Origin of the sequence: Timonella senegalensis JC301, from assembly GCF_000312125.1 — a bacterium.
Taxonomy (GTDB): domain Bacteria; phylum Actinomycetota; class Actinomycetes; order Actinomycetales; family Cellulomonadaceae; genus Timonella; species Timonella senegalensis.
In genome coordinates this window covers 104576-131572 of record NZ_HE978643.1, presented here as the reverse complement: position 1 = coordinate 131572, position 26997 = coordinate 104576, and the positions used below count along the sequence as shown (strand labels likewise).

The following is a 26997-nucleotide window of genomic DNA, read 5'->3' as shown; positions in this document are numbered from 1 at the left end:
CAGCGAGTTATGGTGCGGGTGACGCTAGATCCCGGGGATACTCACCTTTATTCGGATGTCTTAGGCACGATTGTGGAGATGGGTGAGGGAACAATCACACTCGACACCCGGGCGGGAATCAACACGATTGAGACCTCCCGAATAGCGATCGGGAAGCTCATCCCTCCGCCGCCTCCACGCCGCAGGCCTCGTACTCAATACAACCCCGAAGAGGATTAACCCGCACTCCTCGCACCAGTTCTCCCGAGCGCCCGAGGTCCAGAAGCTGATCCCTCCACGCCGGGTCAGCGTGCGAAACCATATGGGCAGCTCCACCAGTGGGGCGTACCCCGTGCGCCGTTCCCGCCGCAAAGTATGCGTGCACGGCGGCCTCATCCTGCTCCGCCAAAGACTGACGCAACGTGCCCAGTTGAGCGAGTGAATCGTCGAGAATCTGGAGCAGCGCCGAGCGGTTGTCCAGAATCATAGCGGCGTTGCGCGCGGCATCGCCGCGCGCGACGCGCGTGCCATCCCGGAAACTGCCAGCCGCAAGCGTCCTCGCAATCTGACCGATTGGGCTCTGGGCGACGTGCGCTGTGAGCGAGTGTGCATACACGTGCGGTAGGTGGCTGATCATGGCGGCAGCGCGGTCGTGGTCCGAGTCATTCAGCATGATCACCTCGCCACCCAACGCGCCGGTGATCAGTGCGGTCACGTTCGCCGCACGCAGCGGGTCCGTGGACCCGCTCAGCGTGACGGCCCATGTGGCCCCGACCAATATTCTCGACGATGCAGCAGCAAATCCCGAACGCTCAGTACCAGCCATCGGATGAGCGCCGACGTATTGCTCGTCAAGGCCAGCAGCGCGAACAGCCTCTCGGACACGAGATTTCACGCTCCCCACGTCTGTGACCGTGGTGTGGGGGTTGATGCGCTCAGCAATGTGGGTCATGGTCTGCGCCATGTGCCGCAGTGGCACAGCCACGAGCAACACGTCCGGTGCGCTGGACACGAGGTCGGCAAGGGAGGTGCGGGGCTCGATTCCCCGGTCCGACGCACTGTGACGGGTCTGCGAGTCGGGGTCCCATGCGCGGACCTCCAAACCTGCCTCAACAGCCGCAAGGGCGACGGAGCCGCCGATGAGTCCGAGGCCCACGATGCCCAGGGTGCGCGGGCCTGCGGCAATTCTGGCGAGGTCGTCACTTGCGGGCTGCACCGCGTGAGGGGTTACCACAGCAGTGCCTCACGAGCCTGTTCCGTGCTGGACTGCGAGTCGGCACTCAACGGGGCGATTCGCGGCTCGTCGATCGAATCATCAATCTCGCCGCGCGCCGGGAACACACCCAGGGTCTTGACCGCATCTCCTGCAGCGAGCAGACCCTCGATGACGTCGTGCAGGTCTTCCTCCCACGGCGCGCCATCCAGCGTCACGATGAACGTGTACTTTCCCTCGAGCGCCTTGAGCGGCCGGGTGATCAGCGAGGACATGTTGACTCCGCGCTCCCCCAACGCGCCGCTAATGCGCGCGAGTACACCAGGTCCAGTCGCGCGTGGCGTGACCGCAAGCATCGAACGCATCAGCGGCGCCGACCCCGAACGCAACTCGTCAAAACTCGCACGGGCTTGACCTCGGTCAGTAATCAGCAGAAAGCGGGTGCGCGCACCTGCAAAGTCGGAGACGTCCTTTGCGTGGAGGGCGAGCCCGTAGAGCTCTCCACACAGCGCAGGACCGAGTGCGATCTGGTGGTCTTGGACGTCCCTGCAGGCCGCCGCGTTAGAGGACGCGGGGGTCGGTTCAAGGCCATTGGCCGAGATGAACTCCTGGCACTGGGCGAGACCCACCGGATGCGCCATAACCTCGGTCTTTGCAGTATTTTCTGAGCCTGCGCGCACGAAGGCGTCAAAGGATACCGCCACAAAAGTCTCGTCCACCGCAACCACGTTGCGGGCCGCAACCAACGCATCGAGGGAGGGCACAACATAGCCTTCCACAGTGCTCTCAATCGCCACAATGCCGAACTGGGCAGAGCCCGACTCGACCTGCGCGTACACGTCCGTAACCACAGGAAGCGGCACGAGTTGCGCACCCTGAGGCGCCATCGCTAGCGCCGCTTGGTGTGTAAACGTGCCCTCCGGGCCAAGGTACGCGACCCTGACAGGGCTCATGAAGCATCGCCGCGGTGTTGTTCCAGCGCGCGATCTGACATGTTTGACCAGATCGGATCCAAGGCGTCTGGTCCCGGCACAAACTCGGTGCCGTCAATGACCGCGAGTACGCGGTAGGCGACGCCCCTCTCCGACAGCTGAGCGAGGAGGCCCAGGAGGTTTTCGGAGTTTGGCACACCAAAGCTACTGAGGAAGATGTGAGGGCCAGCTTGCGAGCGCTGTGAACGCAAGTGCTGCAGATCCACGCCGTGCTCGGCAAACACGTTCAGAGTGGTGAGTAGCGAGCCCTTGTGGTCTTGGTCTGGGCCAAACGCAAGCCATACCTGAGACGGCGAATCAAAGTCCGCGAGGGTCTCGACCGTCTCGAGCAACCCGTACCACAGCGGAGGTATCTCGGAGAACCGGCCAGCATCCGACAACTCGTGGAAGCCGGCTGGGATCAGCGACTTCTCAATGACGAGAACTCCGTGTTCGCCCGCGAGTTCCGCACGTTCTTCCACGCTCATCGACGTTGGAACCACGTGGGGGGCCAGGCCAAGGGTACGCAGGACGCCACGGCAGTCGCGCATGCCAGCCTCATCGATGATTGCAACACCAGAGGTCTCGTTTGACCGTCCAACGAGCGTCCACTGCGAGTGCACGGGCACCGCGGCGGTGAAGAGGAGCGAGTTCGACGTGGACAAAAGTAACCGCTCGAGGTCCGGGAGCGGCTGGGCAGGATGTCCAATGTGCACCACAGCAGAGATGCCGTCGATTGCCGCGATCGTAGCAAGCGTGACGCTCCGGGCCCCCAGGTCGAGGAGTACTGAGTCACCGCCCGTCCAACCTCCCAGCTGCGCTGCGAGTTGAGCGTGGACTGCGGACTCGCGTTCGCTCTTGCCAAGCATTGTGTGCTCCATTCTGTGGTGTGGCCTGCTCAACATGCTATAGCGCCGAGACACCATAAGGTGCCTCGGCGCTATATTCCGGACTTGGTTGTGACTCTATGAGCGCATTGCGGCTCATACGCGGCCGACTATTCGTCGGACTTGCTAGCTTTATCTGCCGCTGCCTCTGGCTTTTTGCAGACCACGCCGTTGTCTGGACGGTAGGTCCACGACTTTGCCTCGTCCTTGACGATCTTGCCGGTTGCGATTTCCTTCACCTTGCGGGTCACGGTCACGTTGAAACCGTCGTTCCCCTTTGGATAGGCCTCGCAGTTGGCAGCGGTCGAGGTGGTAGTAGTAGCGGCCACGATGTTGCGCTTAGGCGAAGTGGTAGTGGTGACCTCGTAGGTCTTGGTCCCCCACGCCTCTACAACCAGCTGGTTGTTTGAGATGTAGCTGCGCATCAGGATGCCGGTTGACGAGTCGTTGCGCCAGATCATGTCAATTGAGCCCGAGTAAAGGGTCGACTCGCGCCCCATTGGGTATCGGTTGAACCACACGGTATGCGGGCGGTGCGCGATGTCCGTCATGCCGGCAAAGAACCCAGCGTTGTACGCTGTGGTGGACATCTGCGAGAGTCCGCCGCCCATGCCCTCGGTGTGCACACCATTCACTATCACGCCGGAGTTGTGGTAGCCGTTGGCTGCCGAAATGGGACCGATCACCTCGATGAGGTTGAACTCCTCACCCGGCTTGACGAGAGTGCCGGTCACGCGTTCAGCTGCGACTCTCAGGTTCTCAGTGCGTGGCGGAGCGTACGGCACGGGAGTCGAGAACGAGGCGACCTTCTCCTTGATGCCCAGCTTCTTGAGCGATTCAACGGAATCCTTAGCCTCAAACTCCACAAGCTTGATCTCAGCGGTGCGCGTTTCAGAGCTGGCGGCCTTGGCGAACTCGGCTACCAGTTCCTCTTCGTCGATGGTCGTGCCAGCCTTACCAGCCTTAATGACCGGCTTGCCGCCCTCAAACACGAATCGCGCGTCCTTGGCGTCCGTCAGAAGATTCGTGGTCCGCTTGACGATCTCCTTGGACAGGTCCTTGCCGTTGTACGCGAAGTTCATAGTGGTGCCTTCGACCTCGACTGAGATGTCTTTGGTGAAGATATCCACGGGGATCTCAGCAGTCTGACCGTCGACCTTAACCGTGACTGGACCGCTCGCAATCTGCTGAGCCTGTTCAAGGTACGAATCGGTGATTTCCTGCGTGATCGTTGGAACGGTCGCTACGGAACTTAGTGCGACGGGTCGCACCGTGGTGAAGAGGTTGTCAACGATACGTGCCTGTGCCTCTTTGACGTCAACGCCCGAGCCATCCTTGGCATCCGTGGCCACGGCCTCGCCATCAACAAAAGCAACGGTTCCGTCCACGGGCTCGACGAGCAGCGAACTTGCGATCGATTCCAAAGTTGCAGTGAACTTGGCGTCATCAACGTCAAGCAGGGGCTGGACCTCACTGCCACCCGTGAGGTGTTCCCACAGGTAAACGGGGTCGAGCGTGAATCCGGTAAGGCCCGCAACTGTCCCTGCAGAATCCAGAGCAACTCCGGCATCTGCTGGCACGATGGACGTTTCCAGATCGCCCGCAGTCAGCGCCATCTTCTTGGAAAGGCTTGACGTGAGTTTGTCATCCAGGAGCGCAGCAGCCTCCGATTCTGATTTTCCACCTACGTCGACACCCGCAACCGTAGTGCCCTTCGCGATACTGTCCGAAAACGCCCACTGAGCGCCTGCGTACGCGCCCGCGAGTACGAGGACAGCGCCCAGGACTCCGGCCGCTACCTTGCCTGCACTGCGCTTTCGTTCAGGTTCCGATTCAAAGTCGGAGAGCGAAGAGTTCGATTGCTTCTTTGAAGATGGGGACGGCTTGGAAACCGAAGGCTTCTTCACCGCGGCTGAGGAACTTGGCACTGATTGGTTCTCTGTATCTGGCGTTGGACCGGCGCCGTTCTGGCCTGCCGAGTCCGGAAGTGTGGGGGTAAGTACAGCGGTGTCGTCAGAATCCGTCACTCGGCCAAACACATGAGTGTCATCATCGCCGCTGACTGGTTCGATTACGTGAGTGTCATCATCGCCTGCAACTGGCTCGAACTCACGAGTGTCGTCAGAGGCAATGGCCTCAAATACATGGGTTTCATCGGAGTCGGGCTCGACGGTTACCTGCGCACTGGCTTCTGGGGAACCTGTCTCAGGCACGTCATCGGCTTCGGTTTCGGCATTCTCCGCGACAGGAGCATCAGCAGCAGCTTCACGCTCGGAGGAGTCTGGCACGTCCTGTGGAGCCTCGTCTTCGTACCAGTCAAGGTTTGGGCTGTTGTCCTCGATGGGCGCCAACGGGTCAGCAGGCGGCGTGCTCAGAATGGGGATAGGCGACGGGGAAACACGGCGCTCAAGAACCTCAACGACTTCCTCTGGCTCGTTCGAGACGTCAACCTGCTCGCTGGCAACTTCCACTTCGGAAAGCTCGGCGTCTTCGCTCGAGGAATCGGCGTCCTCGACCTGGGAATCCTCTACTGCCTCAGTCTGTTCTTCGATATCTGGCGTCTGCGAAACCTCGGCGTGGGTCTCCCCTGCCTCGTCGAACGACTCTTCAGACTCGGGGCGCTGTGGCTCGTTGTCCTTAGGGATCGTCATTTCTCAAACCGCCTATGCATCAAATGGTTCCGGTGATTTTCCCAACGACGTTTACCTACCTGGCGCCGGGACCCTCACTATCTTAGTCAGAACCTCCGACAGCAGGGTTCACAATTCCCTATGCAAACCATCGCCGTGGGGTGAAACAGGCAATTCCTACCGCAATGAGGCTGCCTGCCATCCACAGGTAGGACAAATATGCCGTATCACCAGCGGGCATGAGGATATCTCCGCCCGGTCCATTGAGCGCGAGAACCTGAATAACCACGAGCAAGCCAACGCCAAACGCCGTGACTCCCCCAAGCCCGATCCATGCCCTGACCATCGTGGCGGCTGCAAACACTGCAATGATGGAAAACAGAAGCACCCAAGGCAGCCATTGCCTGTGCAACGTGGTTCCGATCGCACCAATGAGCACACCCAATACTCCGGCCAGCGCGTACTCAAAAACCGCGATCGCGCGTTCAGCCTTTTCGAGTTTCATACGTTGAGGTTACCTTTCAAACCTTGGCGATCACTGAACCTACTGACCGCCCAAGAAAGTAGTTACGAATGATCTAGTTGAGCGCTGCCACATACTCTCGGGAAAAAACTGGAAAGAAGACCCCGTTGCTGAGGGCAGCGGCGCCGAGCACCTCAACGCCCGCCGCCTTCTCACGACTCCCCGGCAGATCACGCCAGTCAGCTACCCACTGGACCTGAGTTGCGTGCGCTTCGAGCGCTCGAAGCACCTTGCCGGCAACGTCGCATACCTCCACCACATAGGTAATCTCCGGGTCATGCGAGCTGACTGCAGCAAGAGGGTCACTCGGCCTTGGTATGACAACCTCCACGCCGCCGTTGCCGCCCTGACCTGCCACATCGTCGCGAGCCAGGTCTCGCAGGAACTGCTCGCGCTGCCCCAGAACCTCGCGGCCGAAACGCATGACCTCACTGGGGATGACGGAGCTGAGGAGCTGTGGGACGTAACCAAGATCGTCGGAAATCAGTTCCACTGCGCGTGACGCAAGCTGATACGCCCGGATATGGTCCGGGTGTCCATACCCTCCGCCTGGCTCGTACGTGACCACGTAGCGCGGGCGGCGGGCTGAGATCAGGCGCGCAAGCGACTGGGCAGCGCGGTCGAGATCCGCAAAGTAGAACGCACCCTCAGGAACCTCGGAGGGCAACGCCGCGGCAGCGCTCGTCCCCGCGGCCCCTTCACCCACCCACGACATTCCCGAATCACGATACCTAGGTGACGGCTCGTTGGCGCCGAGTGCGCCATCGATTTGGTCGAGGAAGTAATGGTCACTCACTTCGAGCTCCCGCAGCGCGCCCGCGAGCTCTCGCTCGCGGTGGGCGCCGAAACGGTCTCCACTTCCTTCAAGACGATCTGGGTCCGGACCGATGACCTCGCCCTGTTCGCCACGTGTGCAGGTCACAAGCGTGACGGGCAGTCCCGCCGCAGCCCATGTGGCCAGCAAGCCGCCTGTGCTCAGGGTTTCGTCGTCTGGATGGGCATGGACGGCCAGAAGGCCACCCTCAATAGCAAGTGGTACATAAGTCACTGACCAATTCTCTCACTCGGTTGGAACTCGGCTCAGTTGTGACCACCGTTTTTTGGGCATCAGGTGGAAGTAGCGAACGGTCTGATAAAGCAAACGGCGCCCCGCAGCCGAAGTTGCGGGGCGCCGTCACAAGCTAACCGTTCGGTCAGGCCTTCTTGGCGCGGGAGAACGCACGAGCGCGCTCCGTCTGGTCAAGGATGACCTTGCGGATACGGACAACCTCAGGGGTGACCTCAACGCACTCGTCCTCGCGAGCAAACTCGAGGGACTCCTCGAGGGTGAGGTGCTTTGGTGGCACCAGGTTCTCGAACGTGTCGGACGAAGCTGCACGCATGTTGGTGAGCTTCTTTTCCTTGGTGATGTTCACGTCCATGTCCTCGTTGCGAGCGTTCTCGCCAACGATCATGCCCTCGTACACTTCCTGGGTTGGGTCCACGAAGAAGGAGCCGCGCTCCTGGAGGTTGATCATTGCGAACGGAGTGACAACACCTGCGCGGTCAGCCACGAGAGAACCGTTGATGCGGGTCTCGATTGGACCAGCCCATGGCTCGTAGCCTTCTGCGAGGGACGACGCGATACCGGTACCGCGGGTCTCAGTCATGAAGCGGGTACGGAAGCCGATAAGGCCACGTGCAGGAACCATGAACTCCATGCGAACCCAGCCGGAGCCGTGGTTCGACATGGTCTCCATGCGGCCCTTGCGCTGCGCCATGAGCTGCGTGACAGCACCGAGGTATTCCTCAGGTACGTCAATGGTCATACGCTCCATAGGCTCGTGGACCTTGCCGTCAATCTTCTTGGTCACAACCTGTGGCTTACCCACGGTGAGCTCAAAGCCTTCGCGGCGCATCTGCTCAACAAGGATGGCGAGCGCGAGCTCTCCACGGCCCTGAACCTCCCAAGCATCTGGACGCTCGGTTGGCAGAACTTTGAGGGACACGTTACCGATGAGCTCGGAGTCAAGGCGATCCTTAACCTGGCGTGCGGTGACCTTGTGGCCCTTTCCACCCTTACCTGCGAGTGGCGAGGTGTTGATACCAATGGTCATCGAGATCGCCGGGTCGTCAACCGTGATGGTTGGCAGCGGGCGTGGGTCGTTCAGGTCGGTGAGGGTCTCACCGATCATGATGTCGGCGATACCGGCAACTGCAACGATGTCACCGGGGCCTGCGGACTCGGTTGGAACACGGTCAAGAGCCTTCGTCTCGAGAAGCTCAGTGATCTTCACGGTCTGCATGGAGCCATCGGCACGCGCCCATGCAACCTGCTGGCCCTTGTGGAGGGTTCCATTGTGGATGCGGAGCAGTGCGAGACGTCCAAGGAATGGCGAAGCGTCAAGGTTGGTGACGTGGGCCTGGAGTGGAGCGTCCTCGTCAAAGGTTGGTGCTGGGATCTTCTCAAGGATCGTCTTGAACAGAGGCTCAAGGTCCTCATTCTCAGGAAGCGAGCCGTCAGCAGGCTGCTCGAGGGTTGCACGGCCGGTCTTTGCAGCGGCGTAGACAACTGGAACGTCGAGGATTGCCTCGAGGTCAAGGTCGTCGACCTCGTCCTGGAGGTCGGCGGCAAGGCCGAGGAGTAGGTCGGTGGCTTCGCCAACGACCTCGGTGATACGTGCGTCCGGGCGATCCACCTTGTTGACAACCAGGATGACTGGAAGCTTGGCGGCCAGAGCCTTACGCAGGACAAAACGGGTCTGTGGAAGTGGACCCTCAGAGGAGTCCACCAGAAGGACGACACCGTCGACCATGGACAGTCCACGCTCGACCTCTCCACCGAAGTCGGCGTGGCCTGGGGTGTCGATCACGTTAATCGTGATGCCATCAGCGTGGCCAGCTTCAACAGCCGCAGGACCCGAGTAACGGACAGCGGTGTTCTTGGCCAGGATGGTGATGCCCTTTTCCCGCTCAAGGTCACCGGAGTCCATGGAGCGCTCGTCAGCGTTCGCGCGTGGGTCAAATGCACCGGTCTGGCGGAGCATTGCATTAACAAGGGTGGTCTTACCGTGGTCCACGTGGGCGACGATTGCCACATTGCGCAGGTCAGAGCGCACTGACATAAAGGAACTCGTTTCACAGTGTGAGAGTGGGACACGCTGAGTTGTCAGCGTGTGGCGCATCGTGGACGGCGCAAACTCTAGGTTCGCACTCAGTCAATTACGGGCGTTTCATACGATGGCCTATGCAATATTACCGCCCGGCCCCCAGTTGGGCGCTACATGTTCTCCCTCACACACCTGTCACGAGGGCGATCACGTGGGAGAACGCAAAGATGGACCGCCCTAATGGGCGGCCCACCTTTGGGTCAATCTATGCTGTGTGTGCCTGCACTGTTGAGTGCAAGACTCACGCGTTCTGTTCGAAGAGCTTATCGCGGGTCAGACGACGCTGCTGCTGAGCATCCGGGTCCGGAACCGGAACCGCTGCCAGAAGCCGCTTGGTGTAGTCATCCACTGGATTCTCCAGAACCGACTTGCGGGTTCCGAACTCAGCCATCTTTCCGTGACGCATGACTGCGATGCGTGACGCCAGCATTTCCACAACCGCAAGGTCGTGAGAGATGAACAGGCAGGCAAAGCCGTGCTCGCGCTGCAGGTCAAGGAAGAGGTCGAGAACCTTGGCCTGCACGGAAACGTCAAGTGCCGACGTAGGCTCGTCCGCGATGAGCAGCTTAGGGCTCAGGGACAGAGCACGTGCGATACCTACGCGTTGACGCTGACCACCCGAAAGTTCGTGGGGGTAACGGTTACGCATGGCACGTGGCAGTTCAACCTGGTCGAGCAGTTCCTCAATGCGCTTCTGGAGACCAGCACCCTTTGCAAGCTTGTGCAGGAGCAGAGGCTCACCGATCGACTCACCGACTGGGAGACGTGGGTTCAAGGACGAACCCGGGTCCTGGAACACGATCGAGACGTCGTTGCGGACAGCGAGGAGGTTCTTTGAAGAGATCCCCTTCATCTCGACGCCGTCAATCTTGAGCGAGCCGCCAGCAACAGGAAGCAGACCGATCGCCGCGCGGCCAACGGTTGTCTTACCTGAACCAGACTCACCTACGAGACCCACAACCTCACCGCGAGCGATGTTGAAGGAGATACCGTCCACGGCGCGAACTGCAGGTACGCGTCCGCGCTTCGGGTACTCGACCACCAGGTCTCGTGCGTCAAGAACGAGGTCCTCGTCCTTGTAGGTCACAGGAACCACTGGGTCGACATCGTTCACCGTGAACTGTCCCAGGTGCGGGACAGCGTCCAGCAACTGGCGAGTGTACGGGTGCTGTGGGTTGTTGAAGATCTCGTGCGAGGTACCCCGCTCGACGATCTCACCATTGCGCATGACGAGGATGCGGTCAGCCATGTCGGCAACAACACCCATGTCGTGCGTGATCAGCACGATGCCGGACTCAAACTTGTGGCGAAGGTCGCGCATGAGCTTGAGGATCTCAGCCTGAACCGTCACGTCAAGTGCCGTGGTTGGCTCATCGGCGATAAGCATCTTGGGGTTAAGTGCCAGCGCCTGTGCGATCATCGCACGCTGACGCTGACCACCAGAGAGCTGGTGAGGGTACTTGTCCAGCGCGATCTCTGGGTTAGGAATCTCCACCATGGTGAGGAGCTCGAGCGCGCGGGCACGAGCCTGCTTGGGGCTCATTTCCGTGTGAGTGCGCAGAGTCTCGATGATCTGGAAACCGATGGTGTACACCGGGTTCATCGCAGTCATCGGTTCCTGGAAGATGACGGCCATTTCGTTACCGCGCAGGTGACGAAGCTGGCTGTGGCTCAGGCCAACAAGCTCACGTCCGTGAAGCTTTGCGCTTCCCTTAGAGCGACCGTTTGGTGGAAGGAGTCCAAGCAACGACATGGAGGACTGGGTCTTGCCAGAACCAGACTCTCCTACGATTGCGAGGACCTCACCTGGGTACACCTCGTAGCTAATGTCCTTTGCTGCGGTGAACCAATCACCATCAACCCAGAACTCGACGGTGAGGTCATTGACCTCAAGGATCGGTTCATTCTTAGTTAGTTCGTGCGATTGCGCGTTGTCTGAAGTCACGGACAATCACTTCCTTCCAAGTACAGTCGCCCGGTTGCGAGCGTCGTGTGCTGCAATACCCGAGCGCACTGTCAAAATTGAATTATGGGCCCTACAGAGATTTTCCGTCCAACGTTTAGCCGAGTACTCGCCTACGCACTGTGGGTACTTCTCGCGTTCATCGCGATTAGTGCCACAGTGGGAACCTCCGGTTCCGTCCGTTTGCGCGTCATCACAGGCTGCATATTTGCAGCGACTGTTGTTGTCCTCTTCTACTTCCGCCCTTACGTGGAGGTCTCGGATGGTGGCATATTGCTTGCCAATCCGCTCAAAACCACGATGCTTCCCTGGCCGGCAATTGAGTCCACCGAGATTCACGGTTCGTTCAATGTCCAAACAGTTGATGGCATGAAGCACAGCTCCTACGCCGCAACCATTGCGAACAAACGAAACGACCTTGGCCTTGCCGGGGAGGTGAAGAAGTTCAGCGACAACCGCTTGGAAGCGCTCTCCGCTGCCGGATACCTCAATGACATTCGCCCCGAGGGCGCGCCGGTCACAGTAACCAGGAACATTGCCGGACTGGTTGCCATCTCGGCGACCGCCCTTGCCTTCCTGATCACGCTCTTCACGTAGCGCGCCCTCGGAGACCATCAGTTCTTCGAGTCCTTGCCGTCCGAGTCGCCTTCACTCTCGAGGCGGTCGACCACAGGTCGATCTGCCTCGAGGGTGTCCACAGCGATTCCCGTCGGGGTAGCCTCAGGAGCGCCAAGCTGAGCCTTGAGCTCCGCCTTGCGCAGTGCGCGAACCGTAGGAACGCGACGCTGGCGTGGGTCAAACGCGTCTCGCAGACCGTCACCAATGAAGTTGACGCACAATGCGATGGTGACGATGAACAGACCAGCCCACCAGAACAGCCATGGACGCGTAGCGAACGCCGACTGGTATTCGGAGATGAGGTTACCCAGAGAGACCTCTGGAGCCTGGATACCAAAGCCCAGGTAAGACAGCGACGTCTCAAGCAGAACAGCCGAGCTGAGCATCAGCGTGGAGTTCACGATGATGACAGCGATCGTGTTTGGCAGCATGTGCTTGAAGATGATGCGAGTGTTCGAGGCTCCGGCAACACGTGCCGCCTCGACAAACTCCCGCTCACGCAGCGAAAGAAACTCTGCACGCACAAGACGCGCCAAGCCCGTCCAGTTCAACAGACCCAGAGCAATTGCCAGAATTACTGGAGTTGGTGAACCGTAGAGCTTTCCAAGAACAGCACCCGTGATAAGCACAGGAACCACGATGAAGAGCTCAGTGAAACGCATCAGCAGAGTGTCCAGCCAGCCGCGGAAGAAGCCTGCAATCGCACCAATGAGGATACCAATAGCAGTCGAAACCGTAGCCACGATGAACATGACCGTGAGCGAGGTCTGGATTCCACGCATGACGCGAGCAAAGTTGTCACGTCCAAGCTCGTCCTGACCAAATGGGTGGTCTCCGATCTGGAAGCCGCCCTCGCCCCACAGCTGCAGGGTTGGGCGTCCACCAGGCAGAGTCAACGCACCGGTTTCCTTGTAGCCGAACTTCCACCATCCTGGCAGTGGTCCCCAACCAATGGAGGTCACTGCAAGGAGGATGACTGCGGCCAGCACGATCAGGGAGATCATTGCCGCCTTGTGGCGGAAGAACCGCTTGCGGACGATCTGCCCCTGGGACAGTCCAGCAACCTCGCGGAGCTCGAGTTCATTCTCAGCGCGAGTTTCTTCTGTGTTACTCATGTTCTCGCTCATGCGTTCACTCGAATCCTTGGGTCCAGTACGGCGTACAGCAGGTCCGCCAAGAAGTTCGCGACGATTGCGACAAAGCCAATCACAAGAACGTAGGCCATCACTGGGTCGATCTCGCTCTTCTGCAGACCCGAAAGGAACATGGTTCCCATGCCTCGCCAGCCAAAGATCTTCTCCGTGATAACAGCACCACCGAGAATTCCAGCAAAGTCGAGCGGAATGATCGTAGCGAGTGGGATCAGGGAGTTACGGAATGCGTGGCGAACCACTACGACTCGCTCTGAAAGGCCCTTGGCACGCGCTGTTCGCACGTAATCCTGGTTCATGACCTCAAGCATCGAGGCACGCGAGTAACGCGTGTACGCGGCGAAAGAGACTAGAACAAGTACGAGGGTTGGAAGAATCAGGTGGGTGTACGAGTCGAGCTGAGTGGTCCAGAAGGAACCCTTCAGACCAGGAGTCTCAGAACCGATCGTTGCGATGGGCCGACCATTGATTGCACTCGAGTTGAAGTAAGGAACCCAAGCCTGCATGACTCGGTCAGCAAACAGAAGTCCAAACCCAAGTAGAGCAACCAGCGCGGAGATTCGCATCGAAACGGCGCGGTCGTAACCGCCCCAGAGCCAACCAATAAGTACACCCCCGGCAACCACAGCAACGAGGAGGCCGAACACGATTCCGGCATTGGCACCGTGGAATGCGAACTGCATTGGGTACCACAGGGCAGCGATGAGCACTGCCGTGGAAACGGCTGCGTAGAGCGCCTTCCTGTTTCGCAGGCCAGCCATGATGGCGGTCAGCGCGAACGCAATGCCGACACCCGTCAGCAGAATCACGATTGGGCCAAGCGACGGCTTACGGAACCAGTCCGTTGCGATCATGTACCACAGGACACCCGAGGTCACCGCAAATGCCGATCCAAAGACAATGAGTCGGCGTTTGAGGTCACCAGAGAAAATGGCCTGCCAGATTATGCCCGCAACCACTCCAATAAGGAGGATGACTCCGATGCTCAGCTCAGGGTTGGCGAGGAAGTCGTTAAATCCGATTGCTCCCCACTGCTTCATGAGTACAGCGACCCAGAAGCTTGGGAGCGAGTAAAGCAGGAAGGAGATGAAGATCATCGTGTAGTCAAACCCGGTGTACTGACGCAGTGCGGAAACCACACCGACAGTGATGCCGAGGATCATTGCAACAACGGTAGCCAGGGTTACCAGCTTGATCGTCACGCCGATGGAGGAAACGAGGATGTCCGTAACCTGTTGGTTGGTGGTCCATGCAACGCCGAGGTCACACTTTCCGATAAAGCATCCAGCTACGCCCCCAAGCCATCCGAGGTAACGGACCGGCGATGGAACGTCCAGCTGCAACTGCTGGACTCGGGCGGCAATGAGCGCTTCCTTGTTGGGTGCGGTGCTCTGCAGCAAGTCTTGAAGTGGGTCGATAGCGATATCAACCAGCACATAGATCAAGAATGTTGCGACAAGCAGCACACCCAGAGACGAAAGCGCTCGTCTAAAGATGAAGTTGTACATGAATTGACCTCTCCAGCGGCGACCATTCCGGCCTGTCCGCAAGCGAATTACCGCTCAAGTTTACCCGGTGATTGGGAAACTCAAACATCGCACTGAGGCGCCAGAGCTGAAGCCAGCTCTGGCGCCACAGTTAAACTACGCGATTACCGCGGTTGTTCAGACCTTAGGCCTGCGATTCTCAACCAGCGATCTCCCAGTTCCAGAACTCGGAGAAGATGGTTGGGCTGATCGAAATTGGGGAAACACCGGTGATCTTGGAGTTCCAAGCGTTAACTGCTGGGAACTGGAAGATCGTGGTACCGAAGGCGTCGGCCCACAGGTGCTTTTCAACGTCGATCTGAATCTGAGCCTGCTTGGCTGGGTCGGTCTCAGTCTGCAGCTGGTCGAACAGGCCGTCAACGGTCTTGTTCGAGTAGCCGTAGAAGTTGTTCAGGCCACCGGTACGGAAGTTAGCGTCAGACTCCGTCACAGCGGTCGAGGTGGACTGCCATCCGAAGAGTGCTGCGTCGTACTTGTCCTGTGCGGTGGAGAGCATGGTTCCCCAGTCGTCGTTTCCACCGTCAATGACGTTGAAGCCGGCCTTAGCAGCGGACTCCTGGATCAGAACGAACTCGTTCGCACGACGAACGTTGGACTTGCCGTAGAGGAAGCGAACGTCAACCTTCTCTACGCCAGCTTCCTTGAGGAGGGACTTTGCCTTCTCAATGTCAGTTTCCTTGTAGAAGTCCGAGCCGTTCTCGGCGACCATCTTCTCGTAGTTAGGGTCGTCCGAGAGGAGGATGAAGGAGTCACGGGTCTCAGCGTTAGGGTTGAGCGGCTTGATCAGCTGGTCAACAATTGCCTGGCGTGGGATGGTCAGCAGGAATGCCTGGCGAACCTTCTTGGCCTTCTCTGCGTCTCCACCGTAGGACTCTGGGTCGAATGGACCGCCGTTGTCCTGGACCATGTCGACGTGCTCGTAGGTGCCGTCAACACCGGTCTGGATCTCAACCTTGTCGCCGAGAGCCTGGAGCTGGGTCAGGGTGTCAGCAGTAGCCTGTGGGGCGAGCATGTCCAGCTCACCGTTCTGGAATGCCTGAACCTGAGCCTGTGGGTCCTCAGAGTAGCGAACGATGATCTTGTCGATCTTGCCCGCGTGGTCACCTGTGTACTGAGCGTTCTTCTCGAGGATGATCGACTGATTCTCAGTGTACTCAGTGATGATGTATGGACCGGAAGCGAAGTTCTGGTCTGCAGTTGGCGTCGAGGTGAAGTCGAAGCCGGTGCGCCATGCGTTTGCAATCTTGGCAAGGGTCGCACGGTCGTTGTCCTGGATTGCCTTGATGACAGCAGCCTTGTTTGCAGTGGCGTCATCGCCTAGGCCTGCAAGCTTAGCGGTTGCGTGTGCTGGCATGGTTACACCGAAAGCGGTCTCCCAGTCAGCGAAAGGCTTGGTGTAGGTAACGGTGACGGACTTGCCGTCTTCGCCGATCTCAGGAACGTCCTTGATGAGCGCGGTTCCTGGGGAACCTGAAGCAAAGAACACTTCGTTCTCACCAACGATGACCTCACCGGTCTCCTCGTCAGTCTCAACCTTGTCGTTCAGGTTCGAAGAAAGGCCTGCCCATGCGAGGACGAGGTCAGCGGCGTCGATTGGGGTGCCGTCAGACCACTTTGCGTTCTCGGAGAGGGTGTACTTGACCTGCAGTGGGTCGTCGGAGAGCTTCTCGTACGAACCGAAGGACGTGTCTGGAACGAGCTTCAGGTCCTTGTCGTAGTAGTTGAAGCCGGCCTGAGTCATGTAGTTGATGACTGCGTTGGCGGTGGCGTTACCGTGGTCAGTGTTCTGGTTAGCCGAGTACATTGGCTGGTTCCAGCCGACGCGTACCTCAGTTGGACCAGCAGATGCCGAGGTTCCCTCGGTGGTTGGATTGTCGTCCCCTGGGGCAGGGGTCGAGCATGCGCCCAGTGCCAGGGTGGCGCCAACGAGTGCGGCCAGCGGGGCCCACTTCTTGATCTTCAATTTTCCTCCTTGAAGGAAGGGAGGCATCGGAACCGTTTGTGTCAGATGTAGACACTCCGATGCTGCAACTCCCAGTGCTTACCTAGAAAGGTACAGACGTTTAACCCTCTTGAGATACCAAATTCGGGCTATCACATACATCGTTATCGAAGTGATACCGAGCGGTAACCTGAGAAACAGAGTTCTCAATATGTGGACAGCAGTCGCGACTTTGGCTTAATTTCGCCGTTTGAGCGCGACAAAGTGCTGCGCATCGAGGCAAAATAGAGTGTGCCAATGCCGTATTAGCGCGAAATATCCGTTTAGATTTTAGGGACTTATGCCCCCTAGACGATCACGCGTCATGGATCTCACATCGTGATATTTCCCGTCAAACGCTTCCAGCAAGCGTCGACAGCTGCAGGAGCCAACGTCGCGCGCGCATCCGCGTATCGCGATCGTCACCCTGTGCACTCGCACACGTCGACGACTGGGGCATCAATTGAAAGACCGCAAGAAACGCAGTCTGACCTGCTATAACACCCTCGAGGAGCAAAAATGATCAGCTGGCGCAGAGCCATAGCAAAAATGATCCGTCCGTCACGTCTCGACATTTGGGCCATCTTTGATGTCTCTGGGACGTTAGTCTGATGAAATGAGCACAAAGAGATTCCCTCATCTGATGTCTGCCGGCAAGATCGGCCCAATGGAGACATCGAATCGTATTGTTCTTCCAGCAATGGACATGAACGTTTCCGAGCACGGTGAGGTTGAACAGACCGAAATTGACCATTATGTCGCACGTGCCAAGGGTGGCGCGGGTCTTATCATCACTGGCGCATGCGCCATCGACTTCCCGTACGGTGCGGCTTCGATGAAGGAGCCTGGACTTTCGGACGACAAGTTCATTCCGGGACTCAAGGCCCTTGCGGACGCGATTCACGCTGCTGGCAGCAAGCTGTGCATCCAGTCCACTCACCACGGCAAGGTCGCCCGCGTGGACGTTGCCAACGACCGTCCGGTTCTTGCACCAAACCAGCCGGACTACAGCTACTCAATGGCGGCTCTCGCGGACTCCACTCCTGAAGAGCTCCGCAAGATGGGCGCTGCAACTGCAGGCAAGCAGATCACTTACAAGGCAATGGATAAGAACGACATTGCCAAGCTCATCTCCGACTGGGCCGACGCCGCTGAGCGCGTAGCCAAGTCCGGTGCTGACGCACTCGAGATCCACGTAGCTCACGGCTACATCCTCGGTGTGTTCCTGAACCAGCGCGACAACAAGCGCACCGACGAGTACGGCGGCTCCCTCGAGAACCGTGCACGCCTTGCATGTGAGGTCATCAGCGCAGTGAAGCAGCGCGTTGGCGACCGCATCGCAATCCTCGTGCGCGTCTCCGGTGAAGAGTACGGTCAGGAAGGTGCACTAACCCTGGCTGAGTCGACCGAAGCATCGGTTCTGTTTGAGAAGGCCGGCGCTGACGCAATCCACGTCACCGGCTGGGGACGCAACCCGTTCGACAACTTCACCGATGGCCCCCTCCCTAACAAGGTTGGCGCCTACTTGGAGAACGCTGCTGAGATCAAGAAGCACGTTTCCATCCCAGTGATCGCAGTTGGCCGTATGCTTCCTGAGATCTCTGAGAAGGCAATTGCTGCAGGCAAGGTTGACTTCGCCGCAATGGGCCGCCAGCTCCTCGCTGACCCAGAACTGCCAAACAAGCTCCGTGAGGGCAAGTTTGACCAGGTTCGTCCATGCATCAACTGCTACCTGTGTGTCACCGAGAACTTCTTTGACGACACCCCATTCTGTGCAGTTAACCCTGCACTGGGCAACGAAAAGGTTCTGCCACTGCGCTCAACCTCAAACTCCAAGCACGTTGTTGTTGTTGGTGCTGGCCCTTCCGGCCTCGAGAGCGCACGCGTCCTCACCGAGCGTGGCCACCGCGTCACCGTTGTGGACAAGGCTGACCGCATGGGCGGAACCATGTGGTTCTCCACCATGACCACTCCTGATAACGAGCGCCTGCTGAACTGGCTCAAGTCCGAGGTCAAGCGCCTTCGTATTGACGTCAAGCTCAACACCTTGGCAACTCCTGAGGTGATCAAGTCGCTCAAGGCTGACCACGTCATCGTTGCAACCGGTGCGGTTCGTCCAAAGCCAGACATTCCTGGTGGTGACCTGCCAAACGTTCAGACCGGTGACACCCTGCGCGCAATGATGCTGGGAACTGCGACCGCTGAAGAGGCCGGCATTGTTATGTCTACCCTCGGCAAGGTTGGCCGTCTCTCCGGCATGACCAAGAGCCCAGGAATGGTTCGTCAGATCACCAAGATGTTCCTCCCTATGGGTAAGGACATCGTTGTGATTGGTGGTTCGCTGGTTGGCCTCGAACTCTCAGAGTTCCTTGCCGAGCGTGGTCGCCGCGTTACCCTCCTGCACGAGTCTCAGCAGCTTGGTCTGCCACTCGCTATGCCACGTCGCTGGACTGCAGTACACGACACCGTTGAGCACGGTGTGAAGATTCACCGCAACGTGAAGGTTACCCGCATCACCAAGAACACCGTTGAGTGGACCGAGGGCGGAGAGACCTTCTCCGCACCCGCATCGACCGTGGTCTACGCTGACGGCACCACCTCGGCATCGCCACTCGCTGATGCGCTCCGCGCTGAGGGTGTTTCGGTGGATGTTGTTGGTGACGCCAACGAGGTCAACTACATTCACGGCGCAATCCACTCGTCGTGGAAGGTTGCAACGGAGCTCTAAGCCCCGCAAAGCGGTCCGCGCATGGCCGTCACATAATATGCACGCGAGAACGGTTCGGATGATAATTGTCCGAACCGTTCTCGCGTTTGTGCGTTTCAGAGTCGATTGGGCTGACACTTCCGGTTCCATAGCAAAGGGCTGGGCTGCATTACGGGTCATAACGAGACGCACCCGTTCACCTAGGAGTCCCACCATGCCTATGTTCCTCATTTCCTTTCCTTCCTCTGCAATGGTCCTGACTGCGGATGAGTTTCCTGTCGTAGCGGCCGCAGCAAACGCCATCGTCGACGAGATCAAGGCTGCGGGCATCTACGTGTTCGCGGAGGGGCTCGACGACCAACAGCCCGCCACGGTGGTGAGCCAAGACGGCACGGTCTCAGCGCATTCCAACCCGGAGACAGCAGGCCTCAACGGCGGCATGACAATCATCGATGTCCCCACCCGCAAGGACGCCGAGTACTGGGCGGCTAAGGTTGCGGTTGCGTGCAGATGCCCGCAGGAGTTGCGCGCGTTCGGGATCGACATGGACGCCGTGCCCGAATCCTGAGTCTGGCTCCGCCTTGATGCCCGACCCAATCCTGAGGCCTGCCCCAGCCCCGGCCCCACTCCCGCCCCATACGCCTACCCCGGCCCCTTGACCCCGCCTACTCGCGCGCCGATATACTCTGGCGGTCCACCCATTTCAGCGTTGATATGAGGTTCCGTGCCCGACTCCCTACCCAGCTCCGCCCTCGCTCCCACTCTCAGTGATCGTCGCCCGTGGCCGTGGGCTGGCGCCGCCTTCATCGCGATCGCCACCATTCACCTTGCGTCCCAGCTGTTCGGCCTCGACGTCCTTAACAATGTCACGCAGGTCTTTCTGATGCCCGCACTTGCGCTCACGGTTGTGCTCGCCACCACCTCCCCGCGCTCACTGCTTGTCCGATTGCTCCTGGTGTCCTTGTTCTTCTCGTGGTTGGGTGACACCGTCCCCCGCTTCCTGCACGGTGACCCAGGTTTCCTTGCAATGGTTGGGTTCTTCCTCATCGCTCAGGTGGTGTTCATTGTGGCTCTGTGGCCGCACCGCTCGCATTCAGTCCTGCGCAAGCCTGTGCTGCTTCTCCCCTACATCGCGTTTTTTGGCCTGCTCATCGCGATGTGCGCACCGAACGCTGGTTCACTCCTAGTGCCCGTGATCTTCTACGGGCTCACGCTCCTGACCATGGCGGTCCTGTCCACTGGCCTGGGCCCGGTCGCAGCACTCGGCGGCGCGCTCTTCTTCCTGTCTGACGGCCTGATCGCGTCCCGCTCGTTCAGTGACTTTCTGCTTCCTCAGCACGGATTCTTGGTAATGCTCACATACATTGCCGCGCAGGCGATCCTCGCTTACGCGTTCGTCACGCATGCTCGTTCCAGCGCAGTCACGTCGGGAGAAACCGCATCCTGACGGATGCACACCTAATAAACGACGATTGACGCTGGTTCCGCAACGTGCGTGCGGTACCAGCGTCAATCGTCGGGAATCAAATTCTGACCCGCGGGTCAGTGGTCTCCAGGGTAGATCCTGCCCTCAGAATCTGGCAGGCCGAACAGCGGAAGCGACGTGACAATCGCTGCCACGGCGTCCGCGGCAGCGGACCCGGCTGGCGCGCGGTCTGCACGGCGCTCAGGGTGGGACTTGGGCAGCCCGCCCGAGACGACCGAGTCGATTGCTACGGAGGTCTCGAGGACCTTGGATGCGGCCACCTGCTGTGCGGCAAGCTCCGCGTACAACCCATCTAGAGCGAGGAGTTCGTTGTGGGTTCCGGACTCCACGATCTTGCCGGCCTCGATGACATGGATGATGTCGGCGCCCATGACTGTGGAAAGCCGGTGCGCGATCGAGATCGTGGTGCGGCCCTTGGATGCCTCGTCCAACGCTTCTTGGACGACTCGCTCTGACACTGTGTCAAGTGCGGAGGTCGCCTCATCGAGCAACAGCACTGCTGGGTCCTTGAGTAGAACCCTAGCGATGGCAATGCGCTGCTTTTCACCGCCGGAAAGTCGGTAGCCGCGCTCACCCACTACGGTGTCATAGCCGTCCTCGAAACCGGAGATAATGTGGTGGATGTTGGCTGAGGTGCAGGCTGCGATCATCTCCTCTTCCGTGGCGCCGGGCTTGGCATACAAGAGGTTCTCGCGGATCGTGGCGTGGAAGAGGTAGGTCTCTTGGGAGACGATTCCAACGTTGTCGATGATCGAGTCTTGCGTCAGCGTAGTGACATCGGCGCCCGAGAACTTCACTACGCCTCCGTTCGCGCCATACAGGCGAGGTGCTAGGTAGAGGACCGTGGTCTTACCCGCGCCAGAGGGGCCAACGAACGCAACGTGTTGTCCGGGCTCGGCCACAAAAGAGATCCCCTTGAGGGTCGCGGGTGCGTCCGGCGCCGCGTCCGGGTATCTGAAGACCACGTCTTGGAACTCGACCTGGCCGCGGGGACCGGGCGCCTGGTTCACGGAGATCGCTCCCGGGGCATCGGAGATCGCTGGGACCAAATCTAGGTACTCAAAGATCCGGGCGAACAACGCGGACGAGGTCTGTAAGTCGAGCGAGACGCGCATAAGGCCCATGAGTGGCTGAAGCAGCCTGGCCTGAACAGTGGTGAACGCAACCACGGTTCCAGCAGTGATTGTGTCCGCTCCCCCGGTGATGAGATATCCGGACACCAGGTAGATGACCGCGGGGACACTCGCCATGAGCACCTGGACCACGGCAAAGAAACCCTGGCCGCTCATTGCCCGTTTGACCTGGAGGTGCACCTGGTTGAGGTTCTCGGCCTTGTAGCGTTCGGACTCCGTCTGCTGGCGATTGAACGACTTGGACAGGAGCATGCCCGAAACGCTGAGCGTCTCCTGCGTGATTGAGGTCAACTCGGACAGGGATTCCTGGGTTTCCCCCGCAATCCTCGCTCTGACCTGACCCACCTTGCGCTGCACAACAATAAGGAATGGCATGAGCACGATGGCGATGAGCGTGAGCCGCCAGTCGATCAGGATCATCGCCACGAGCGATGCAATCACCGTGACCACGTTGCCAAGAATGCTGGTCACCGTGTTGGTCAGGACGCCAGACACCCCGCCAACGTCGTTTTGCAGCCTGGACTGAATAACACCAGTCTTGGTGCGAGTAAAGAAGCCCAGCTCCATGGACTGTAGATGCTCGAAGAGCTTGACGCGCAGGTCGCCGGTAACACGGTTTCCCACAGTCGCAGTGAGCCACGTCTGCGCGACTCCCAGCAGCGCCGACAGAAGGAACAGCCCGACCATTGCGAGTACGAGTTTGATCAGGAGCGATGTATCTACTCCCCCAGTGGTGGGGAACAGCGCGTCGTCGAAGATGCGCTGGACGATCAGCGGTGGAATGACGGCGATTGCCGCGCCGACAATAACAAGTGCCGCTGTGGCCAGGAGTCTTCCGCGGTAGGCGCTGAAGAGCCCCACAACGCGCTTTCCGAGTCCAGCAATCTTGGGGGCCTGCGCATTCAGCTTGCGCTGTGCCGCCTCATCGACGCCCCTGAAACCGCCTCCGCCGCCACCGCGGCCGCCACCCATACTCATTTTGTCAGCGTAACATCGGGGCCTTTTCCACCAGCGTAAACGCTGGAAATTAACCCGATTATCGACGATTCCCGCGGGCTCCCAGCGCACCACCGGATGTGGTGGGGTGGTGCTGGGAGGAGGTGGATCGTCGAGAATCTTGGAGGTGACCGGAGGTCAGCTCACAAGACCTTCTTGACCACGGAGGATTTCAATTGCATCTGGCCGAAGCCGGGGACCTTGGCGTCGATGTCGTGGCCGTCGGGGCCGCCGGGAGCGAGGCGGATGCCGCGCACCTTGGTGCCCACCTTGACTGTGCCACCTCCCCCGCCTTTGACCTTGAGGTCCTTGACCACGGTCACGGTGTCGCCGTCTTCGAGTACGTTGCCCACGGAGTCTTTTATGACGGGCTCGGAGTTGGCATCGGCGTGGGTTGCCTCTGCGCCAGTAACCGCATCAGCTGACCATTCGTGCGCGCACATTGGGCAGACGAGGAGCCCGCCCATTTCGTAGGTGAACTCGCTCTGGCACTGTGGGCAGGGTGGAAGTGATGCGGACATGGGCCAGCTCCTTTGTGGGATGGGGACGTGGCTACAGCATACGTGGGCCCGGCTACGCGCTCGTGGGACCGCCTTGGTGAAATAGCAGGGCGTTCAGGCAATGAGTTGTGTACGCTGGGACTTCGTGCCAAAAACTTTGAGGGGAAACTAATGCGCGTCTGGCTTGAATTCACTATTGAGACAAAGGACGCTACTGTTCAGCGCATCTCGCAGGTCCTCCAAGACTCTGGACTGTATGGAGTAATTGATTGGACCTCGAGTTCCCTAGAGCTTGTTAATGCACAGGTTCTGGCGGAACTAGATGGTGTCACCGAGGAGACTTCTCTGGTCGTGCGAACCACGGACGGCGCGCAGTTAGTCGAGGACATCGAGGGGTTTCTGCAGGAGATCGCCAATGCGCATTCGATTACAATTGCCGCTGACAACTGGGAGGTTGACCTTCACGCATACGTCGAGCCTGAGGGCCATCAGGAGGGCGAGGTTGGGCTGGGTGACCATGACTACGAGGATGGGGTCGATCACGAGGCATCCAATCCGCACCTGTTCGTGATCTACGGGGAGGCCATGTCGCTGGGAGGGATTGCCAACCCATCTCTCACTTCGCTCGCACACGAACTAGCACGAGACGTGAAGAGCCCCGTGACGGTGGCGGCAGTGACTCTCACAGGCGGACGCGAGGTGGCAATCGGCTACGCAATGCAGGGCATCGATGAGGAACCCGTCTGGGTTGATCACAGGCCAATCCTCGATTTCACTCAAGGTGACTTCACTGAGCTCAGCTGGCACTCTGTGCACAAGTCCACGGCAAAGGGACTACGTAAGCTCGCCGCGTTGAGCGAACCAGCGCACGTGTGGCTCCTATCTGACTTCCGCCATTACGACGTGGACTTTACTCCAATTGCTCCGAACTCCGGAGGCGAGGGGGACGATGTCGTTGCCGCGGCGTTAATCGCGCAGGACGCCCGACTGGCGGAGATGCGGTATGAAGCCGCGGATGTAACGCGTGACAACGACGAACGCGTGCAGGCGATTGCACTTGCTGACGAACTCGGACTTGATGAGGCCAACACCGAGGCGTTGACCAGCCTACTCACCGCAAAGGACCGCGCAGTGGATGCAGCGGAGGTTCTCAAGGTTCTCGGCGTACCCGCAGAAGCCATCGCGGCCTTCGGAGCAGGAGGGGACCCCGCATCTCTGCCCAACGCTGTGCACGTGGAAAAGGGCAAGGTGTTCAACCAGTTGATCGATCTGCCGTCGTTGTCCGAGCGACCATCAGACGATTCATGGGTTTCGCGTGCTCGGCGAATCGACTTTGACCGTCCGGCACTGGGGCTCGTGCTGAACCTAGCGCTACTTGCCGCGGGCGCGGCACTGGTTGTGCTTGGAGTGCTGGGAATCGGTCCGTTTGATCGGACCTGGATCAAGGTAGTTGGCTTTGTGGTGGGCGGTTCGATGCTGATCGATGGCGTTGCGTCGATGTGGGTGTGGACCAAGATCCGGCTCAAGAATCGGCGATCCCGGTAACTTGGTGGCCGAGGGGCCCGACGCACGGTATTGCGCGTGTCCGATCCCGCTGAATCGGGACGTTCGCAATGCTCGCAGGGTAATACAGTGCAATCCTGTGAGGAGCATCTCTCTAGTTTGTGACTCACCTACAGCACCTGAACTCGGAAGGAAGTACCAGCATGGCTCAGAGTTTGTACCTTTGGTTCCCCGGCAACGCAGCCGAGGCCTTGAACCATTACCACAGCGTCTTTGGTGGGAAGCTGGAAACGTTCACCTTTGAGCAATTCGAGCGGACAGACGGGCCACCAGACGCCATTGCGCACGGCGTGCTTTCAGGCCCCGTAGAGCTTTACGGCACTGACGCGGTAGAAGGCGAAGACACTGTGAACCCAAAAGGTGTGGCCATTTCGCTTCTGGGCGTTGCGGACGGGACCACGCTCACATCATGGTTTGAGGCGCTGAGCCAGGATGGCGCCGTCCTCGATCCACTCGCCCATCGTGCGTGGGGCGCCACCGACGGTCAGGTGGTAGACAAGTTCGGCGTACGGTGGCTCATCGGCTTTGAGGACGGGCACTAGCGGCAGACGCCAGCAAGGCTGAGGCTCGAGTTCTTTGTGCGTGACCTCAATGCGTTTGTGGACCTCTACTCGCGGGTGCTCGGGTTCGAGATTGCGGATGACAGGCGCGAGTCCGCGGCACCCTGCGCCTCTGTGGTCCGCAGAAGTGTTCGGCTCGGCGCTGTCCCCGCATGGGAACCAGTCGATCCGTCCACGAGGTATGTGCCAAGCGGAGTGGAGATAGTGATTGAAGTCGAGGATGTCTCGGCGGAGTTCGAGCACGTCCAGGCAACGGGTTGGCCGCTCGTGGAAGGCCTTCAAGCGCGCGCGTGGGGGCTCACAGATTTCCGCCTCCTAGATCCTGATGGGTACTTCCTGCGGATCACCTCCGCAGCACCCTAGGTAAATGGGTTGCGCTGCCCGCGATGGAAGCGCACGCTTCAAGGTTGGATAACAACCTTGCCTTGGTACTGGGTGGTGGCGGCGCCACAGGAAACGGGTGGGAGATCGGAGTTCTCGCGGGATTCGACCATGCAGGGATCCGCGTGGCCAATGATGCTGGCGTGATCATCGGGACCTCGGCGGGCGCGACCACTGCGACGCAGGTCAGCGGAAATGTTTCGCTTTCGGATCTGTACGAACAGGCGGTAGCCCCCGCCCCGACAAGCACAGGTCGCTCGCAGCAACGCAGCGCCCCTGCCATACCCGTCAGCACTGTGTTTGATCGGATGCGCCAAATCTCCGCCAACGCCCACTCGGCGCAGGACATCAGGGCCGGAATGGGCACCTTCGCGCTCGAGTGCGATCCCGTGCTTGCTGACAGCGCAGACGCGTGGCGCGCAACTGTCGAGTCGAGGTTTCCCGCTAGGTCATGGCCCGAGCAGCGGCATCTCATCACTGCCGTCAACGCCCACACCGGCGAGTTAGTGGCGTTCGATCGCAGTTCCGACGTGGACCTTGTGGACGCCGTGACGGCAAACTGCTCACTCCCTGGTGGTGTGGCCTCCCGTGAGATCAACGGCGAGCGGTTCATCGACGGAGGCGCGCATTCTGCCGAAAACGTCCACCTTGCATCCGGGTACCGCCACGTTGTCGTGCTGGCGCCGCTCGCGCGCCACCCCGGTAGCGAGGGCCACGCAACGATGTTCGAGGGACTCCGCCGCGAGCCCGCCTGGGGCACCGAGCTGTTCTCCTGCATTGAGGACCTCGAGGCCGGCGGCAGTTCCGTCCTCCTGCTCACCCCAAGTCCCGCAGTCCTTGAGGCCATGGGCGGAAACAACATGAACCCTGCGGCACGGGCTGCAACAGCCCAAGCAGGGTTCAGGCAAGGAGTGGAATCCGCCCGATCGCTCGGTCAGTTCCTCGAGAGCTGATGTCCCCGATGGGCAACCCTCGTGTTGTAGCGCGGCGCCTATTCACGCAGGAAATTCCCGACGATCTTGGCTGGGAGGCGAGGACGCAGCGACTCCCAGCCAAGAT

21 protein-coding genes are annotated in these 26997 nt (G+C 59.6%); 8 read left to right on the top strand and 13 right to left on the bottom strand.

Annotated elements, in window-relative coordinates:
- Positions 1 to 157: 157 nt before the first annotated feature.
- The 8 genes from HGSM_RS08320 to HGSM_RS08285 form a co-directional block, all read right to left on the bottom strand.
- On the bottom strand, positions 158 to 1213 hold the full coding sequence (locus HGSM_RS08320; RefSeq protein WP_019148290.1) for a prephenate dehydrogenase: 1056 nt from the start codon (positions 1211 to 1213) through the stop codon (positions 158 to 160).
- On the bottom strand, positions 1207 to 2145 hold the full coding sequence (locus HGSM_RS08315) for a prephenate dehydratase (RefSeq protein WP_019148289.1): 939 nt from the start codon (positions 2143 to 2145) through the stop codon (positions 1207 to 1209). Before HGSM_RS08315 ends, HGSM_RS08320 begins: the two co-directional genes overlap by 7 nt.
- Positions 2142 to 3032 (bottom strand): ACT domain-containing protein, encoded by an 891-nt coding sequence (locus HGSM_RS08310; RefSeq protein WP_019148288.1) that lies wholly within the window; start codon positions 3030 to 3032, stop codon positions 2142 to 2144. The genes HGSM_RS08315 and HGSM_RS08310 overlap by 4 nt, the downstream gene beginning before the upstream one ends.
- A gap of 128 nt (positions 3033 to 3160) precedes the next feature.
- A complete protein-coding gene (locus tag HGSM_RS08305; RefSeq protein WP_019148287.1) occupies positions 3161 to 5701 on the bottom strand; it encodes a VanW family protein in 2541 nt (846 codons plus the stop codon).
- Positions 5702 to 5819: 118 nt separating this feature from the next.
- Complete coding sequence (locus HGSM_RS08300; RefSeq protein WP_019148286.1) at positions 5820 to 6185, bottom strand: hypothetical protein; 366 nt, start codon at positions 6183 to 6185, stop codon at positions 5820 to 5822.
- 73 nt (positions 6186 to 6258) lie between these two features.
- Positions 6259 to 7251 (bottom strand): PIG-L family deacetylase, encoded by a 993-nt coding sequence (locus tag HGSM_RS13765; protein WP_081581397.1) that lies wholly within the window; start codon positions 7249 to 7251, stop codon positions 6259 to 6261.
- A gap of 145 nt (positions 7252 to 7396) precedes the next feature.
- Complete coding sequence (gene typA / locus HGSM_RS08290) at positions 7397 to 9307, bottom strand: translational GTPase TypA (protein ID WP_019148283.1); 1911 nt, start codon at positions 9305 to 9307, stop codon at positions 7397 to 7399.
- Between the two features lie 286 nt (positions 9308 to 9593).
- Positions 9594 to 11297: an ABC transporter ATP-binding protein gene (locus HGSM_RS08285; protein WP_019148282.1), complete on the bottom strand. Its 1704-nt coding sequence runs from the start codon at positions 11295 to 11297 to the stop codon at positions 9594 to 9596.
- An 84-nt stretch (positions 11298 to 11381) separates the two neighbouring features.
- On the opposite strand from HGSM_RS08285, the gene HGSM_RS08280 reads away from it, so the two are divergent.
- On the top strand, positions 11382 to 11912 hold the full coding sequence (locus HGSM_RS08280; protein WP_019148281.1) for a hypothetical protein: 531 nt from the start codon (positions 11382 to 11384) through the stop codon (positions 11910 to 11912).
- Positions 11913 to 11929: 17 nt separating this feature from the next.
- On the opposite strand, the gene HGSM_RS08275 is transcribed toward HGSM_RS08280, so the two are convergent.
- The 3 genes from HGSM_RS08275 to HGSM_RS08265 form a co-directional block, all read right to left on the bottom strand.
- The gene (locus tag HGSM_RS08275; protein WP_019148280.1) at positions 11930 to 13060 is read right to left on the bottom strand and encodes an ABC transporter permease; all 1131 of its coding nucleotides are present in this window, start codon (positions 13058 to 13060) and stop codon (positions 11930 to 11932) included.
- On the bottom strand, positions 13057 to 14592 hold the full coding sequence (locus HGSM_RS08270; RefSeq protein WP_019148279.1) for an ABC transporter permease: 1536 nt from the start codon (positions 14590 to 14592) through the stop codon (positions 13057 to 13059). The genes HGSM_RS08275 and HGSM_RS08270 overlap by 4 nt, the downstream gene beginning before the upstream one ends.
- Positions 14593 to 14770: 178 nt before the next feature.
- Positions 14771 to 16594, bottom strand: coding sequence for an ABC transporter family substrate-binding protein (locus tag HGSM_RS08265; protein WP_019148278.1), 1824 nt, complete (start codon positions 16592 to 16594; stop codon positions 14771 to 14773).
- A gap of 634 nt (positions 16595 to 17228) precedes the next feature.
- On the opposite strand from HGSM_RS08265, the gene HGSM_RS08260 reads away from it, so the two are divergent.
- From HGSM_RS08260 to HGSM_RS08250, 3 genes are all read left to right on the top strand, one after another.
- Positions 17229 to 19340, top strand: coding sequence for an NAD(P)/FAD-dependent oxidoreductase (locus HGSM_RS08260; protein WP_040594900.1), 2112 nt, complete (start codon positions 17229 to 17231; stop codon positions 19338 to 19340).
- 193 nt (positions 19341 to 19533) lie between these two features.
- Positions 19534 to 19887: a YciI family protein gene (locus tag HGSM_RS08255; RefSeq protein WP_019148276.1), complete on the top strand. Its 354-nt coding sequence runs from the start codon at positions 19534 to 19536 to the stop codon at positions 19885 to 19887.
- Positions 19888 to 20043: 156 nt separating this feature from the next.
- On the top strand, positions 20044 to 20766 hold the full coding sequence (locus tag HGSM_RS08250) for a lysoplasmalogenase (RefSeq protein ID WP_019148275.1): 723 nt from the start codon (positions 20044 to 20046) through the stop codon (positions 20764 to 20766).
- Between the two features lie 95 nt (positions 20767 to 20861).
- Here HGSM_RS08250 and HGSM_RS08245 read toward each other — a convergent pair whose 3' ends face one another.
- Together HGSM_RS08245 and HGSM_RS08240 are read right to left on the bottom strand one after the other, a co-directional pair.
- The gene (locus tag HGSM_RS08245; protein WP_019148274.1) at positions 20862 to 22910 is read right to left on the bottom strand and encodes an ABC transporter ATP-binding protein; all 2049 of its coding nucleotides are present in this window, start codon (positions 22908 to 22910) and stop codon (positions 20862 to 20864) included.
- 167 nt (positions 22911 to 23077) lie between these two features.
- Positions 23078 to 23455 carry a zinc ribbon domain-containing protein YjdM gene (locus HGSM_RS08240; protein WP_019148273.1) on the bottom strand — a complete coding sequence of 126 codons (378 nt, stop codon included), beginning with the start codon at positions 23453 to 23455 and terminating at the stop codon, positions 23078 to 23080.
- A gap of 27 nt (positions 23456 to 23482) precedes the next feature.
- Between HGSM_RS08240 and HGSM_RS08235 the strand changes: the two genes are divergently transcribed.
- The 4 genes from HGSM_RS08235 (at position 23483) to HGSM_RS08220 (ending at position 26891) form a co-directional block, all read left to right on the top strand.
- Positions 23483 to 24979: a hypothetical protein gene (locus tag HGSM_RS08235; RefSeq protein ID WP_154646287.1), complete on the top strand. Its 1497-nt coding sequence runs from the start codon at positions 23483 to 23485 to the stop codon at positions 24977 to 24979.
- Between the two features lie 161 nt (positions 24980 to 25140).
- Entirely contained in the window at positions 25141 to 25539 is a 399-nt protein-coding gene (locus HGSM_RS08230) for a VOC family protein (protein ID WP_019148271.1), read from the top strand.
- Positions 25540 to 25575: 36 nt separating this feature from the next.
- A complete protein-coding gene (locus HGSM_RS08225; RefSeq protein ID WP_019148270.1) occupies positions 25576 to 25920 on the top strand; it encodes a VOC family protein in 345 nt (114 codons plus the stop codon).
- A 44-nt stretch (positions 25921 to 25964) separates the two neighbouring features.
- Positions 25965 to 26891, top strand: coding sequence for a patatin-like phospholipase family protein (locus HGSM_RS08220; protein WP_019148269.1), 927 nt, complete (start codon positions 25965 to 25967; stop codon positions 26889 to 26891).
- The last annotated feature ends 106 nt before the right edge of the window (positions 26892 to 26997 follow it).